The sequence below is a fragment of the Archangium lipolyticum genome (assembly GCF_024623785.1).
GTDB lineage: Bacteria > Myxococcota > Myxococcia > Myxococcales > Myxococcaceae > Archangium > Archangium lipolyticum.
This window is the reverse complement of the sequence record NZ_JANKBZ010000004.1, coordinates 39,999-54,662: the sequence shown is the minus strand read 5'-3', so window position 1 is coordinate 54,662 and position 14,664 is coordinate 39,999. Positions and strand designations below refer to the sequence as shown.

Annotated in this window: 13 protein-coding genes; 8 read left to right on the top strand and 5 right to left on the bottom strand. The window is 69.7% G+C overall.

Annotated features, from left to right (window positions below):
- Position 1: 1 nt before the first annotated feature.
- Positions 2–571 (bottom strand): YqaA family protein, encoded by a 570-nt coding sequence (locus NR810_RS10370; protein WP_257450828.1) that lies wholly within the window; start codon positions 569–571, stop codon positions 2–4.
- Between the two features lie 128 nt (positions 572–699).
- On the opposite strand from NR810_RS10370, the gene NR810_RS10365 reads away from it, so the two are divergent.
- The 6 genes from NR810_RS10365 to NR810_RS10340 all read left to right on the top strand — a co-directional run bounded on the left by NR810_RS10365 (position 700) and on the right by NR810_RS10340 (position 6,059).
- On the top strand, positions 700–1,359 hold the full coding sequence (locus NR810_RS10365) for an LON peptidase substrate-binding domain-containing protein (RefSeq protein ID WP_257450826.1): 660 nt from the start codon (positions 700–702) through the stop codon (positions 1,357–1,359).
- Between the two features lie 98 nt (positions 1,360–1,457).
- Positions 1,458–3,347, top strand: coding sequence for an NAD(+) synthase (gene nadE, locus NR810_RS10360; protein ID WP_257450824.1), 1,890 nt, complete (start codon positions 1,458–1,460; stop codon positions 3,345–3,347).
- A 178-nt stretch (positions 3,348–3,525) separates the two neighbouring features.
- A complete protein-coding gene (locus NR810_RS10355; protein WP_257450822.1) occupies positions 3,526–4,578 on the top strand; it encodes a hypothetical protein in 1,053 nt (350 codons plus the stop codon).
- 139 nt (positions 4,579–4,717) lie between these two features.
- Positions 4,718–5,041: an FKBP-type peptidyl-prolyl cis-trans isomerase gene (locus tag NR810_RS10350; RefSeq protein ID WP_257450820.1), complete on the top strand. Its 324-nt coding sequence runs from the start codon at positions 4,718–4,720 to the stop codon at positions 5,039–5,041.
- 11 nt (positions 5,042–5,052) lie between these two features.
- Entirely contained in the window at positions 5,053–5,433 is a 381-nt protein-coding gene (gene trxA, locus NR810_RS10345; protein WP_257450818.1) for a thioredoxin, read from the top strand.
- Positions 5,433–6,059, top strand: coding sequence for an HAD family hydrolase (locus NR810_RS10340; protein ID WP_257450816.1), 627 nt, complete (start codon positions 5,433–5,435; stop codon positions 6,057–6,059). Before trxA ends, NR810_RS10340 begins: the two co-directional genes overlap by 1 nt.
- On the opposite strand, the gene NR810_RS10335 is transcribed toward NR810_RS10340, so the two are convergent.
- The 3 genes from NR810_RS10335 to NR810_RS10325 form a co-directional block, all read right to left on the bottom strand.
- Positions 6,025–6,372, bottom strand: coding sequence for a c-type cytochrome (locus tag NR810_RS10335; protein WP_257450815.1), 348 nt, complete (start codon positions 6,370–6,372; stop codon positions 6,025–6,027). The two genes, NR810_RS10340 and NR810_RS10335, sit on opposite strands and share 35 nt — an antisense overlap.
- Positions 6,369–7,838, bottom strand: a complete 1,470-nt coding sequence (locus tag NR810_RS10330; RefSeq protein ID WP_257450814.1) for a PQQ-dependent sugar dehydrogenase — start codon at positions 7,836–7,838, stop codon at positions 6,369–6,371. Before NR810_RS10330 ends, NR810_RS10335 begins: the two co-directional genes overlap by 4 nt.
- Positions 7,839–7,922: 84 nt before the next feature.
- Positions 7,923–8,870, bottom strand: coding sequence for a bestrophin family protein (locus tag NR810_RS10325; protein WP_257450813.1), 948 nt, complete (start codon positions 8,868–8,870; stop codon positions 7,923–7,925).
- Positions 8,871–9,178: 308 nt separating this feature from the next.
- Between NR810_RS10325 and NR810_RS10320 the strand changes: the two genes are divergently transcribed.
- Positions 9,179–11,383, top strand: a complete 2,205-nt coding sequence (locus NR810_RS10320) for a hypothetical protein (RefSeq protein WP_257450812.1) — start codon at positions 9,179–9,181, stop codon at positions 11,381–11,383.
- A 24-nt stretch (positions 11,384–11,407) separates the two neighbouring features.
- Here the strand turns inward: NR810_RS10320 and NR810_RS10315 are convergent, their stop codons facing one another.
- On the bottom strand, positions 11,408–12,811 hold the full coding sequence (locus tag NR810_RS10315; RefSeq protein ID WP_257450811.1) for an FHA domain-containing protein: 1,404 nt from the start codon (positions 12,809–12,811) through the stop codon (positions 11,408–11,410).
- A gap of 214 nt (positions 12,812–13,025) precedes the next feature.
- Here NR810_RS10315 and NR810_RS10310 point away from each other — a divergent pair, with 214 nt between their 5' ends.
- Positions 13,026–14,663 carry a sigma-54-dependent Fis family transcriptional regulator gene (locus NR810_RS10310; protein WP_257450809.1) on the top strand — a complete coding sequence of 546 codons (1,638 nt, stop codon included), beginning with the start codon at positions 13,026–13,028 and terminating at the stop codon, positions 14,661–14,663.
- Position 14,664: the final 1 nt, after the last annotated feature.

Genomic DNA, 14,664 nt, shown 5'->3' with positions numbered 1-14,664 from the left:
TTCAGACGCGCAGCCACTTGCGGGCGGTGGGCCCGAAGAAGCGCATCACGCCCGCCACCAGGAAGAAGCGCACCGAGCGTCCCAGCACCGCGGCCAGGAAGAAGCGGTCCAGCGGCACGCCCACCATGCCGCTGCCGATGGCCACGACCTTGAAGGGGGTGGGCAGCACCGAGCACAGCAGCGCCAGCACCCAGAAGTTCTGCCCGAGCAGCTGCCCCAGCGTGGCGTCGATGCCGAAGCGCTGGATGCGCATGTCCAGGTCGATCTGCAGGAAGCTCACGGCGCCCTGGTGCAGCAGCACGCCCAGGTAGTACCCGATGAAGCCACCCACGAGGCTGGCCGCGGTGCCCATCAGCGCGTACCGCCACCACTTGTGCGGCTGGGCGAGCACCATGGGCACCAGCAGGGCGAAGGGCGGGATGGGGAACACCGAGCCGTCCACCACGGACACCAGCAGCATGGCGGCCAGGGCGTGCTTCGTGGAGGACAGGGCCTCCACGCGCAGGTAGAGCCGACGGTACCAGGAGAGCTTCGCCGGAGGAACGGCCGCGGGGGCAGCAGGGTCGGTCATGGCGGCGCGCACCCTAGCGGAATGTGGGGACTTTACCAGCGTCGCGTCCCCGGGCGGATGCCTGTCTGGCGGCTGGGGGATGCGCCGCCTTCGCCCGGCCGCTATTACCGCGCTACGGTGTTCCCCCCATGACGACGGCCCTCGAACGCATCGAGCGCACCACCCAGGCGCTGAAGGTCTTCCCGCTGCCCTCCGCGGTCCTCTTTCCGCATGCGGCGCTCCCCCTCCATATCTTCGAGCCGCGTTACCGGGCCCTCGTGCGCGACGCGCTGGCCGGGGACAAGGTGATGGCGCTCGCCCAGCTGGAGCCCGGCTGGGAGAGCCAGTACGGCGAGCGGCCGCCCATGCAGCCGATGATGTGCGCCGGGCTCATCATCTGGCACGAGGAGCTGGAGGACGGGCGCTACAACATCCTCCTCCAGGGCGTCGCCCGTGCCCGCCTCCTTGGCGAGCTGACGTCCGAGGAGCTGTACCGCCAGGTACGTGTGCAGCTGCTGCCGGACGTCGCCTACCAGGGGCCCGAGGAGGAGAGGCTCCGCCAGGCGGTCTTCGAGCTGGCCGGCCGGGTGCCCGCCTCCTTCGCGGAGAACCTGCTGCCGGTGGTGGCCCGCGCCCAGGGAGGCGCGCTGGCGGACGTGGTGGCCGCCGCCGTCGTCCCGGAGCCGGAGCGGCGCCAGCAGTTGCTGTGCGAGCTGGACGTGAGGAAGCGGCTGGAGGCGGTGCTGGACGACGTGGGAGAGCTCATCGCCCGCCTCAGTCCGGTGAAGCCGGTGGGGCCCCTGAACTAGCCCTTGCGTGCCGCCCCTGCCGGGCGTCTGCTAGCGCGCCACACCCGCCCGCCGGCTCCGTGCCGGCCGGTTCCACTCGACGTGGAGGAGAGTTTTTCATGCGGCTCGTGAAGATTGGGCTCGCCAGCGTCAACACCACCGTGGGCGCCTTCGCGCGCAACGTGGACAAGGCGCTCGACCTGGCGCGCCGGATGGCCGCCGATGACGTCACCGTGGGCGTCTTCCAGGAGCAGCTCATTGGTGGCTATCCGCCCGAGGACCTGGTGCAGTGGCAGGGCTTCGTCGAGCGCCAGTGGCCCGAGCTGGAGCGCTTCGCCCGCGAGACGGCCTCGCTGTCCACCGTGTTCCTGGTGGGCGTGGCGTTGAGTCACCAGGGCCTGCGCTACAACTGCGCCGCGCTCGTGGCCGGCGGGAAGGTGTTGGGCCTGGTTCCCAAGGAGAAGCTGCCCACCTACAACATCTTCTACGAGGGGCGTACCTTCTCCCGCGGCTACCCCGGCATGCGCGAGGAGTACCGGGGCATCCCCTTCGGGGACTACATCTTCCGCTTCGACTTCGGCCTCATGGCCCCCGAGGTGTGCGAGGACATCTGGAGCCCCGAGGCCCCCCTGCGTCGGCGCACCTACTCGGGCGCGGAGCTGGTGGTGAACCTGTCCGCCTCGCCCTTCCGCGTGGGCCACGGGGACACCCGGCGCGAGCTGCTCGCCACGCGCGCGTCGGACCACCAGTGCACCATCGCCTACTCCAACGCGCTGGGCAGCAACGACGGCATCATTTTCGACGGCGGCGGCTTCATCAACCAGAACGGCAAGCCCGTGGCGGAGGAGCCCCGCTTCCAGGAGGGCTTCGCGGCGGCCGTGGTGGACCTCGACCGCACGCTGCGCCTGCGCGCGGAGAACACCACGTGGCGCAGCGACCGCGAGGCGTGGCTGCGCGAGGGTGGCAAGCTGGTGCCCACCATCGACTGCACCGGCGCCTTCACCAGCCGGCGTGAGAAGCTGCGCTATCCGGTGCCCGCGCACCGCAGCTTCTTCCTCCCCGCTCCCGACACGCGCCGCTCCGCCCGCGAGGCGCTGTGCGAGGACATCCTCGACGCGCTCGCGCTGGGCATTGGCGACTACTTCGAGAAGACGCGCGCCTTCAAGGTCATCGGCATCGCGCTCTCGGGCGGGCGCGACTCGTTGCTCACCCTGCTCATCGCCCACCGCTACGCGAAGCGCGTGCGGCCGGAGAATCCGGGCAGCCTGCTGCGCGCCTTCTACATGCCCAGCCGCTACTCGAGCGATGCCACGCGCGACGCAGCGGAGACCATTGCTCGCGAGCTGGGAGTGCCCTTCCAGGTGGTTCCCATCGAGGAGGCCTTCGAGCGCGAGCTGGCCATCGCGCGCACCATGCTCGCGGGGGCCGAGGTGACGCCCATCACCGAGCAGAACATCCAGGCCCGTCTGCGCGCCCAGCGCATGTGGAACTGGTCCAACTCGAGCGGAGGCCTGTTCCTCCAGACGGGCAACATGAGCGAGCGCGCGGTGGGCTACACCACCACGGGCGGAGACCTCATGGGCGCGCTGGCCGTCATCGCCAACGTGCCCAAGACGGTCGTCATGTACCTGCTGGACTACCTGCTGGAGCAGACGAACTACGAGGGCATCCGCAGGGTGCTGGCGAAGCCCGCGGGACCGGAGCTGGCGCACAACCAGGTGGGCGAGGAGGAGCTGATGCCCTTCCCCATCCTGGATGCCTGCTTCTATCTCTTCGCGGGAGAGAAGCTGGTGCCCTCGGAGATGCAGGTGGCGCTGGAGGCCATGTTCCCCGAGGTGGAGGGCGCGAGGCTGAAGGGCTACGTGGAGAAGTTCACCCGGCTCTTCCTCCAGTCCATCTACAAGTGGGTGCAGGCGCCGCTGTCGCTGCACATCGGCAACCTGGATCTGGATCGCGAGCGCGCGCTGCAGTTGCCCGTCGTGACGAGCAGCGACTGGACGAAGGGGTAACCCCTCTCGGCCAGTTCTCCCTCCTCCAGGGTCAACCCCCCGCGCCCGTGTACCCGCCTCGCTCGCCTGGGTACTCCTCGGCCGGGGTCCCGACTCTGTCCAGAAGTGAGCCGCTCCTTGCCGGATGTGTTCCCGGTAACGAACTTCCCGTCAGCCACCCGACGTATTGGAGGTTCGGATGAAAGTGAAGATTCTGGCGGGACTCGTGACGGCGCTCATCTACGGCAATGCTGCGTGGGCTCAGGATGTGAGCGACGACGCGAATCGCAATGACACGCAGCAATCCCCGGACAACATCGGCGGCTCCGGTCTGGCGGATCCCAACGCGAGCGATACCCTCATCCTCGAACAGGAGGACGTCGCGCCTCCTCCCGACACCAGCATGCAGGACCAGGGCGTGGGTGGCTCCGGTGACCTGGGCACCACCGGTGACGTGGGCTCCGGCCAGGACGCCTTCGGCGGCTCGGGCCAGGCGGGCCACGGCGCCCAGCACGCCAAGCCCGGCATGCCCATGCAGGGCCAGGGTGGCATGACGCTCTTCTGCACTCCGGTGCAGCAGCAGGCCACGGGTGGCAGCGGCGTCGGCCTGCAGGGTGACGAGCAGTCGTCGATCCAGCGTGACTACGACGACTCGGAGGTCAGCGCGGTGCCTCCCATCTCCGATGACTCGGCCTTCGGCGGCTCCGGCTACGAGGAGAAGAAGGACAAGGGCCAGGAGATGGGCGACATGCGCGGCTTGACGGTCACCGTCGGCGCCGGCGTCGAGGGCTACACCGGCGGGCTCGCTCCGGAGATCAACCCCGGCGCGTCCGTGGGCGTGGCGGCGTCCCTGCGGCCCAGCAAGGTGCTCGGCCTCGAGGTCGGCTACAGCGGCGCGGTGAACAACCTGGATACCGACGTGGGCGGCTCCGGCCCGGACATCGTGCGCAATGGTGCCCAGGCGGCCGTCACCCTCGGCCTGACCGCGGCTCCCGTGCAGCCCTACGTGCTCGGTGGCTACGGCCTGAACTGGTACAACGTCCGCAACGGTGAGGCGCTCGGCTTCCGCGACGACACCAACTCCCGCATCCCCGTGGGCGTGGGTCTTCGCACCCATATCGGTGACTTCACCGCCGACGCGCGCGTCAACTACAACTTCCTCATCGCCGATGACTTCGCTCCCGGCGTGGACGCGGGTGACGCCTCTACCGGTAGCTACAACGGCACCATCAACATCGGCGGTACCTTCTGAGCGCCGCATGTGATGGTGGCATGACAATCTGGCGGCGCGGTGTCTTGGCGAACAGGCACCGCGCCGCGCTTTTTTCTCTCCAGGGGCAGCGCACGTACACCGGGCGCGTTAATGTGGGGCTTTTCACGGGAGAGAGCTCATGAGCTTGAAGTCGGAAGACCTGAAGGTGGGCACGGGCGCCGAGGCGACCCCGGGCAAGACGGTGACGGTGCACTACGTGGGCACCCTCACCAACGGCTCGAAGTTCGACAGCAGCCGCGACCGTAACGAGGGCTTCACCTTCCGGCTCGGCGCGGGCCAGGTCATCCAGGGCTGGGACCAGGGCGTGGCGGGCATGAAGGTCGGCGGCCTGCGCAAGCTCACCATTCCCCCGGAGCTGGGCTACGGCGCTCGCGGCTTTCCGCCCGTGATTCCCCCCAACTCCACCCTCGTCTTCGAAGTGGAACTGCTGCAGGTCCGTTAGGGAGGCACGCCATGGCCACGCAGGAAATCAGCAAGGAGAATTTCGAGGCCACGGTGTCCAAGCAGGGCATCGTCATGCTCGACTGGTGGGCGACGTGGTGCGGCCCCTGCCGCGCTTTCGCTCCCGTCTACGAGAAGGCCTCCGAGACGCACAAGGACATCACCTTCGGGAAGATCGACACGGACGCGCAGCCGGAGCTGTCCGGCATGTTCCAGATCCGCTCCATCCCCACGTTGATGATCTTCCGCGACGGCATCCTGCTCTTCGAGCAGGCCGGGGCGCTGCCCGGGCCGGTGCTGGAGGAGCTCATCGGGAAGGTGCGCGCGCTGGACATGGACGAGGTCCGCAAGGAACTCGAGGCGCGCAAGAAGGCCAAGGAGCCGCAGGCCTGATGACACCGAGCGCCGTTCTGTTCGACATGGATGGAGTCCTCGTGCGCAGCGAGGAGGCGTGGCTGCGGGTGTTGGAGGACGCGGGACGTCGCTTCCGGGGCAGTCCGGTGACGCGCGAGGAGTTCGCGCCCACCTTCGGGCAGGGCACGGACGAGGACGTGCGCGTCTTCGGTCTGCGCTGCACCCCCGCCGAGCTGGATGCCTTCTACGTGGAGCACCTGCCCCGCTACGCCGGCGAGGTGTGGGTGAATCCTGATGCGCGCGAGCTGCTGGAGACGCTGGCCGCGCGAGGGCTGCGGCGCGCGGTGGTGACCAACTCCGTCTCCCCGCTGGCCCGGGCGCTCCTGGGCGCCGCGAACCTGCTCGACTTCTTCGACGTGCTCGCGTGCTCGGACCTGGTGGTGAACGCCAAGCCGGCGCCGGACCTGGTGCTGTACGCGCTCGGCCGGCTGGGGGTCGAGCCAGGGGCGGCGCTCATGGTTGGCGACTCGCGCTTCGACCGGGGCGCGGCCGGTGCGGCGGGCGTGCGCTTCGTGGGGCTCGGGCTGGACGGGGACGCCCGCATCGAGCGGCTGGGCGAGCTGCTGCGGTTCACAGCGGACCCGGGGTCTCCTGGAGCGCGTTGAGGTAGTCCACGATGGCGTCCACCTCCGCGTCACTGAGCATCTGCTCGGTGAAGGCGGGCATGGAGCCGACGCCCGCGCGGATCTGCGTGCGCATGGCGAAGCCGGGCAGGGGCTTGTTGGCGATCCCCGGCCCCAGGCCTCCCGCCGCGCCCGGGTGGCAGCCGTTGCACTCGCGCATGAAGAGCACCTGTCCCTGCTTCTGCCGCTCGGTGAGTTGCAGGGGCGGGCCGAAGGGAACCCCACGGCGGGCCGGTCCGCAGCCCACCAGGGCTCCGAGCACGGTCAGGACGAGCAGGCAGCCGATGGCCCTCATGGAGCCTCCTTCTTCGGAGCGGGAGTGATGCGCCACAGCACGCCCGTCTTCTCGTAGGGGTGGAAGCCCTTGTCGTCGACGGTCATCACCCCGAAGTCCACGACGTAGAGCGCGTCGTTGTCCGGGTTGAAGCGCGCGGCGATGGGGCGCTCGAGCCCGCCCGTGCCCAGGTGCGTGGCCGGGCCGCCACTGCCCTTGTCCTCGTTGGCGGCGAAGTCCTGGATGACGCCGGTGGACACGTCCACCCGCACCACCTTGTAGCCCACGGGGGACATCACCTTGCCCGTGTCGGGGGACTGGTCACCGAACTGCGCGACGAAGGCCTGCCCCGCGTAGCCGAAGGCGCCGCCGCGCGAGAAGTCGAAGCCGTTCGAGGACGAGTGCACGCCGAACATGGCCACCGGTTGGGGCGGTGGGCCCGGGTGCTCGGCGAGGAGGAACTGCGGCGGATGCTCCTGATCGGGCGGCTTGAACCACTCCTGGTTGAGGGGACGGCCGCCGGAGAAGTCGGGGAAGCCGTACCAGCGCCCGGGCTCCACCGCCCAGAGGTAGTCCGCGGCACCGAAGACGGGGCGGCTGCCGCGCACGTCGTGGCCATTCTCCGTCACGTACAGCCTGCCTTCTGGAGAGAAGCTCAAGCCGTACGGGTTGCGGAAGCCCCAGGCCACCAGCTCCGGCGAGGTGGCGCCGGGGGCCAGCCGGAAGATGGCGCCCGAGCATGGCACCCGGCCCCGGATGACCTGGTCCGGCTTCGTGGCGGTGCCGAAGGGGACGAAGGCGCCAGTGGTGACCTGGTCGTCCGGCTCGGGCGTGAGGGGGTTGGGGCTGGTGACGTTGATGCCCCGGAGGGTGACGTCCCGGCAGGGGATGTCGTGGAACTGGGGCTCGCGGCGCAGCCAGCCCATGTCCGCGTTGTCCGGCCCCACGATGCCCGCGTTCGTCGCGGTGCCCACGCCGAAGTAGAGCGCTCCATCCGGACCGATGGCTGGCCCGTTGGTGTGGTGGTCGCCCAGGCTGGGCAGGTGGGAGACGATCGGGGTGAGGTGCCCATCCGGGGTGATGCGGACGATGCGGCCACCGCCCTTCTCACCGCCCTCGGCGACGTAGAAGGCACCCTGGTGGAAGACGACGCCTGTCCATGGCGGATGCTCGCCCGTGGCCACCACGGTGGAGCTGCCATCCGCGTTGATGCGCAGGAGGCGGGACTCGGTGAAGACCTCGCCATACGAGTAGCCAGACTCGATGACGTAGGGGATGCCCTTCTCATCGAAGGCCACCCCGGTGGGGTAGGTGAAGCCGGTGGCGATGGCCTCGATGCGGTAGCCGGCTGGCACCGCGATGGCGGCTGGATCGATGCGCCGGGGCGGCTTGAACTCCTCCCGCGTCTTGTCACTCGCGGTGAGGCGATAGCAGCCGGTGGAGAGCAGCAGCGCACAGAGGGCCGGACGGACGAGGTCGGAGCGCATGGGCAATGCGCGACGGTAGAGACCTCCACGGAGCCCCGACAGCACTTTTGGCGGCCAGGGTTGTATGCGGAACTCTTCCGCGGCTCAGGCGGGTGGCTCCTCCGGCTTGGAGGGACCCTTCGTGAGCGAGGCTCCCGGATAGCTCAACCCGGGACTCTCGATGGATTGGTTCATCCAGGGGACCACCTCGTTGAGCGTCCGGCCGATGCCCGCGGAGATCTCCTCGAGGGGAAGGTCGTTTTCCTCCGTGCCGAAGGGATCCTCGATCTCCACGCCGATCTCCTCGATGCCCAGGAACGTGTAGGCGATGATGACCACGACGACCACCGTCGACCAGCCGAAGGACTCCACGAGGGCGAACGGCAGGCCGAGGATGAAGAGGATGAGCGTCCGTCGCAGGTGAAGCATGTAGGCGAACGGCATCGGCGTCCGGACGATGCGCTCGCACCCGCCTTGATAGCCGACGAGCATCTGGACGTTGCGGTCGATCTCCATCTGGATGATGTCGGAGATGAGCCCGCGCTGTTTCGCCTCGGCGAGGACCGCGGACATGCGCAGCGTCACCGCGACCCCGGCGTTGCCCGCGGCCATCACGCGCTCGATCTCCGCGGGAGGGAGCAGGGACGCGGCGGGGCCGAGCTCGCCACCGCCCCGGAGGACCCGCGTCAGCGCGTACGGGTACACCGCCGTCCATGCCGCCAGCCGGCGCAGCAGCTCGAGCGAGGGGATGTTCATCGCCGCCGCGCGCAGGAGGTTGCGCGTCTCGTTGACAACCCCTCCCCACAGCTTCCGTCCCTCCCAGAACCGGTCGTAGGAGGAGTTGGTGCGGAACACGAGCAGGAGGCTGAGCGCGGTGCCGACCAGTGTGTGGCCAGTGGCCGGCACGTCGATCTTGTGGACGTTCAGGTGGTACCAGGTCACCGCCGCGGACCAGAGCGCGAACACTCCGATTCGCCCGACGATCTCCTGGAGCAGGCCGCCGCGGAGGTTGAGGAGGTGCCGCCACCAGTGATGCGGATCGTACTTGATCATTCCTGACGACAGAGCGCCGCTCCGTCGGCTCTCCTTATGCGTTTCCCGGTCAACCGGGCGCGTCTTTATACATGACCTCGACGGCGCGATACTTCGACGGATGGCGGTGGAGCTCTTGAGGACCGAAGGCGAGTATCTCCTGGCGGAAGTCCGCGTCGACGGCGACGAATGACGCCCGATGCATCGGGGAGTACGTCTTCGTCCCGATCGCGCGGCTGGATCTCCGCGTACGCTCCCTTGCACGGCCTGTGAACAGTCGGGAGTCCCCGCCTACCGGAGATGATCCATTCTGAGGCAGGCTCCAGGTCATGGAGTGGTTGGAACGGGTCCGGTCCTGGTGGCGAGGCGAGACGGTGCAGCCGCTGCGCCCGCTGTGGGAGTGGCTGGTCCGCAGCCCGTTGCTGCCCGTCCTCCAGGCGGTGCCGGTGTGCATCGTCTGGGGCGCGTTCAGTGAGCTGGGACTGCCGAGCCTCTTCCTGAACGACGTGCCCCGGGTGACGTTCGTCGCGGCCTTCATGGCGGCGATGCTGTTGGGGCAGCTGTGCTTCATCGGCTACCTGCTGGACGCGGACGAGCCATGGGCCCTGGCTCCCCGGAGGGGCAAGCCGGGCGGGGTGCCGCCCACCATCCGCTGGTATCTCTTCCGCACGGGCGTCTATCCGGCGTGGCTGGTGGCGCTCTGCATGCCGTGCCTCATCGACCGGCACTTCGCCTTCCTCTTCGGCGTGCTGGCCGCGCTGGGGGTGATGCTGCTGCTCACGCGCGGCGCCGAGCGGTTGCAGCACTGGTACGCGTCGGATCGGCAGCGCCACCGCTGGCTGCGGAGGCTCGAAGCGACGTTCTTCCGCCGGCACTCGACCACCGTGGTGGTGCTGCACGTGTTGCAGGCCGGGCTCCTGGTGTTCTTCCTCGTGGGCTATCTGGTCGTGGCCGCGCACGTGGCGCTCACGGGGTACCGGGGGTGGGTATCGCCGGCCGTGGTCATCTGCGTGGCGATCGGCCTCTGCGGTGCCCTCTATGGGGCCGTCCACTTCTTCTTCCCCGTGCGGCACTCGGGAGCGCTCCTCCTGGCGGGAGTGGTGGGGGTGTTCGGCATGAGGGGGTGCTCGGACCTGTCGCTCTACGACGAGCTGTCTCAGCCCGAGCCGCCCGCGTACGCGGAGACGGGCCTCGCGTCTCCCCGCGACGCGGGGCTGCTGGGAGATGACGAGGCGCTGAACGCCTGGCTGGAGCGGATGCGTGCCGAGCCTCCGCCGGGTGTGGCGTGGCCCACGCAGGGGGAGACGCAGCCCGCGTCGGGACAGCCGGTGATGCGGTGCGCACCCGGGCCGAAGCCCCGGCTCGCGCTGGTGGCGACGAGCGGAGGCGGCATCCGCGCGGCGGTGTGGACGGCGCACGTGCTCTCGAAACTGGGAGGCGAGGAGGGCGTGCCGGGCTTCCACCGTTACGTGCGCCTCGTCACCGGAGCCTCGGGCGGGATGGTGGGGGCGGGCACGTGGGTGACGGGGCTGGAGCGCGGTGGTCTGCCGGACCGGGTGTCGCTCGTCTCGATGATGGAGAGTGACAGCCTCTCGGCGGCGGCCATCGCGCTGATGCTGCCCTTCGGAGAGAACCGCGGGCGGGCGGTGGAGCGCGCCTGGGTGAAGCACACGGAGGGGCTGCTGGAGCGCTCCTTCGCGTCGCTGCGCGGCGGCGAGTCCGAGGGCTGGCTGCCCTCGCTGGTGTACTCGCCGATGCTGGTGGAGGACGGACGGCGGTTGCTGGTGAGCAACCTGGACCTGTCCGCGCTGACCTCGTCGGAGGCGAGCACGCTGGTGGTGGAGCGCAACGGCGACGAGCCGCGCGAGGGCCAGAAGGCGAGGCTGTCGATGTCGGGGGTGCAGCTCTTCCAGCTCTTCCCCCGCAAGCAGCCGGCGTTCTCCGTGGCGGCGGCGGCACGGATGAGCGCGTCCTTTCCGTACGTGAGCCCGGCGAGCGCGCTGCCCACCTCGCCCCGGGTGCGCGTGGTGGACGCGGGCTACTACGACAACTACGGGGTGGACCTGTCGGCGATGTGGCTGCACGCCCACCGCGAGTGGCTGCGCGAGTGCACCTCGGGCGTGGTGCTCATCCAGATTCGCGACCACCTGGGCAACGGCCGGCGGACGAAGTTGCAGGCGAAGGCCGGGGGGGACGTGCTGGGCGGGCTGACGTCACCGATGGAGGCGGTGCTGCGGGCGCGCGAGTCGAGCATGTCGTTCCGCAACGACGAGCTGCTGGGCCTGGTGCAGGACGAGCTGAACGTGGGCGAGCCGTGCTTCTTCACCACGGCCATCTTCGAATTCAGCGAGGCGGCGCCGTTGAGCTGGGCGCTGACGGAGCATGACCAGCAGCGGCTTCAGTACGCGGCGGACAGCGCGGCAATGCGGACGCGGGTGGCCGCGGTGCGCGAGTGGCTCACCGCGGACCCCGAGGCACGGGAGCAGGCCCGGAAGCTCGCCCTGTGCCCCGGCGGTCGGGAGCTGACGCCTTGAGCCGGGGCGGCACCCCGGCCCCGCTCACACGCCCGGAATGACGAACCGCAGCGCCGCGGCGAACTCGTCCTCGTCCGGGTGCACGACGTGCCGCACCCACGTCCGGGCCTCCACGCCCCCCCGCAGCAGCTGCGAGGAGGTCCTCGGGTCGAACGTCCATTCGGGCACGTCCCCCACCAGGTGCTCCACACCCCAGGGCGAGGCGTGTTTCTCCCAGTCCTGCTGGGGCAGATTGCCCCACGGGTAGCGCCGCCCATCCGGCCCGCGGGCCGCCATCTCCCACTCGTCCGCGGTGGGCAGCCGGATGGACACCCCCTCGATACGTGAGAGGGCCTCGCACAGCCGCTCGGCCTCCTGGTAGGAACCGAGCCACACCTGCTCGTAGTCTGGCACGGCACGAATGGGTAGAGGCTTACCCACCCAGGCCGCCAGAGGACGGTCGATGGGCACCTGGGCCACGAAGAAGCCCTCGGAGCGCACCCGGCGCACGGGATTGGCGCCGACCCAGTGGTCGACGGGCGCCACCCACCGCAAGGGCATCCCCGACTGGCGCAGCACGTAGCGGCCGTTCTGCTCCACCACTCCGGGCGGCAGTTGCTCGGGCCTCGTCCCCGGCTCGAGGGGCGTGGTGAGCGAGTGCAGCAACAAGGACGTGACATCCGTCACCTCCAGGGCCCCGGCCAGCATGCGCCACAGCGGGTTGAGCGGATCCCTCCCGGGAACGGAGTCCCCTGGGTGACGGCGCTCCTGGAGGTACCGGATGACCCCATGCCAGAGCTGCTCGTAGAAGCGGCGCTCGCGAGGCTCATCGACCTCCTCCAGCAGGGCGGAGACATCCAACGCCTGGAGCTCCGGCAGCACCTCGCGGGCGCGCACGCACGCGGCCGCCAGCACCGCCGTCATCCGCAGCTCGGCGTCCGGGTCCTGCAGGGCGGCCCGCAGCAGCTCGATGACCCGGGGGTTGGGGGAGTTCACATCCCTCATGAGCCAGCGCAGGGCCTGACGCCGGTGCTCCAGGGAGGGCAGCCCCGCGAACACCATGGTGTGCTCCTGGGGGAAGGGGGACCCGTCCGTGTCGGCGGGCACTTGCGGCCGGCTGGCCACGAACTCCAGCGTACCGGCCGTGCCCCGGCCCACGAGTGACTGCACCTTCAGCTTGTAGGGTCCGATGACCAATTCATCCTCGAAATGCATGACCGCGGGTTGGGCGACGGGCCGGCCGTTGAGCCAGGTGCCGTTGCGTGAGCCTTCGTCCAGCACGATGGTGGCACCCTCGATGGCCACCAACCGGCAGTGGGTGCGCGAGACGCTTCCACTCTCCAGGACGAGGTCGTTCTTGGGATCTCTTCCGATGGCGATCTCCCGCGAAGCCAGGGTCCCCGTCGTCGTGGTCCGCTTTCCAATGAGACCGACAGTGATGGTGAACACGCGTGCTCCTGGGTGGAGGAGGGGCCGGTCCATCCGGCTTGCCGGCGCTGCTCTAAAGCACGTGGCGTGCCAGCGGAACGTCTTTCCTCGGACCTCGTGGCTCCGGGCACTTGGACGCATCTTCCACCCCCCTCCTGACGTGCCCCCCAGCGGCAGCCTGTCAAAACTGCTATCAATCGTGACAGTAGCGCCACGGACACACTGAAGGGGCAGGATGGCGAGCCGGGACGACAAGTCGCACGAAGGAGCAGAAAAGGAGCAGCACTCGCCCCCGGGCCGACCTTCTCGCAGCAGGACCTTCCAGTCCGTCCAGACGGTGACCGGGGGGGCGTCCTCCCCGGCGGCGTCTTCCGAGTCGCGGGAGCTCTCGGCGGACACGCGCAACGAGCGGTTGGGGCGTGAGTCCCGGGCCACGGAGAGCGGCACGGAGACACGGTTGCTGCCGGGCAACTGGGACGCGGCCTATCTGGAGCCCAAGGCGCTCCTGGTGCAGCGCGAGGGCCTCGAGGATCTGACGGTGCCGCTGTACCCGGACCGGTCCTACGTGTTCGGGCGGGCGCCCGAGTCCACGGTGGTCTTCTCCCACGACGCGGTGTCGCGGCAGCACGGGCGCCTGTCGTTCCGCGAGGATCACCGCTGGGTGTACAGGGATCTCAACTCGAGGAACGGGAGCTTCATGGGGCGGGAGGAGGCGCGGGTCTCGAGCGATGAGCGCCTGCGCTTCCAACGCATGGGGCCCTCGCACGACTGGGTGCTGGAGGCCGGGGACGTGGTGTTGCTCGGCAACGGCAAGAGCCGCATCACCCTGCTGGCGGAGGTGCCCCAGGGGTTGGTGGCGGGTGCTCGCGTGAAGCAGGCGGTCTCGGCCGTCACGGCCCAGCTCGAGCGCGCCATCGACCGGTGTGCCCACCACCACCTGCCGGTGTTCCTGCGAGGGGACTCGGGCACGGGGAAGACGTTCATCGCGCGGGAGATCCACAGCCGCAGCGGGCTGGACGGCAACTTCGTCATCCTCAACTGCGGGCGGCTGCCGCAGGACTCGTCGGCGCTCTCCAGTGAGCTGCTCGGGCACGTGAAGGGCGCCTTCACGGACGCACTGCCCCGGGTGGGCAAGCTCTACAGCGCCAACGGGGGGACCCTCTTCCTGGACGAGGTGGAGTTCCTGCCGGCCATCGCGCAGGACTTCCTCGTGGACGTGCTGGAGGGCACGGGCAGCTTCGCGCCACTGGGGGCTCCCGCGGACTTCCGCGAGCCGCCGCCGCGCTTCCGGCTCATCTCCGCGTCCAAGGTGCCCCTGCGGCAGACGGGGCTGAGGCCGGACCTGGCGCAGCGGCTCGCGGCGGGGGACTTCATCATCCTCCCCACGCTCGAGGAGCGGCGCGAGGACATCCCCCGCCTGGTGGAGTCCTTCCTGCACCGCCTCAAGGTCGAGCAGCAGTACGACGCGGAGCTCACGCGGGACGCCATCGCCTTCCTGCAGCGGGCGGACTGGCCGGGGCAGATCCGTGAGTTGGAGTCGACGGTGAAGACGGTGGTGGCCCGCGAGGCGGCGCAGCAGCTGCTGGAGGGAATCGAGCGCCAGCGCGTCATCGTCACCCTGGAGGCGGTGACGTCCTACCTGGAGCAACGGGAGCTGGGGTTCGGCGGTCCGCTCTCCATGGCCTCGCCGAGGACGACCCTGCCCGGTGTGGAGATGCCCCCGTCCGTGCGCAAGCGCCCCGGGGACCTGACGGCGCGGGACATCCAGGAGGCCCTGGCGAAGCACGAGGGCAACAGGACCCGGGCCGCGGCGGAACTCGGGGTCGCGCTCAACACCCTCAAGGCGCGGATGAAGGCCTTCGGCATCGAGTGAG

Bases quoted from the DNA above. Each gene is read 5' to 3' on its own strand.
- NR810_RS10335 (WP_257450815.1), bottom strand. From the start codon at position 6,372: ATGAGGGCCATCGGCTGCCTGCTCGTCCTGACCGTGCTCGGAGCCCTG.
- NR810_RS10350 (WP_257450820.1), top strand. From the start codon at position 4,718: ATGAGCTTGAAGTCGGAAGACCTGAAGGTGGGCACGGGCGCCGAGGCG.
- NR810_RS10320 (WP_257450812.1), top strand. From the start codon at position 9,179: ATGGAGTGGTTGGAACGGGTCCGGTCCTGGTGGCGAGGCGAGACGGTG.
- nadE (WP_257450824.1), top strand. From the start codon at position 1,458: ATGCGGCTCGTGAAGATTGGGCTCGCCAGCGTCAACACCACCGTGGGC.
- NR810_RS10330 (WP_257450814.1), bottom strand. From the start codon at position 7,838: ATGCGCTCCGACCTCGTCCGTCCGGCCCTCTGTGCGCTGCTGCTCTCC.
- trxA (WP_257450818.1), top strand. From the start codon at position 5,053: ATGGCCACGCAGGAAATCAGCAAGGAGAATTTCGAGGCCACGGTGTCC.
- NR810_RS10370 (WP_257450828.1), bottom strand. From the start codon at position 571: ATGACCGACCCTGCTGCCCCCGCGGCCGTTCCTCCGGCGAAGCTCTCC.
- NR810_RS10325 (WP_257450813.1), bottom strand. From the start codon at position 8,870: ATGATCAAGTACGATCCGCATCACTGGTGGCGGCACCTCCTCAACCTC.
- NR810_RS10355 (WP_257450822.1), top strand. From the start codon at position 3,526: ATGAAAGTGAAGATTCTGGCGGGACTCGTGACGGCGCTCATCTACGGC.
- NR810_RS10340 (WP_257450816.1), top strand. From the start codon at position 5,433: ATGACACCGAGCGCCGTTCTGTTCGACATGGATGGAGTCCTCGTGCGC.
- NR810_RS10310 (WP_257450809.1), top strand. From the start codon at position 13,026: ATGGCGAGCCGGGACGACAAGTCGCACGAAGGAGCAGAAAAGGAGCAG.
- NR810_RS10365 (WP_257450826.1), top strand. From the start codon at position 700: ATGACGACGGCCCTCGAACGCATCGAGCGCACCACCCAGGCGCTGAAG.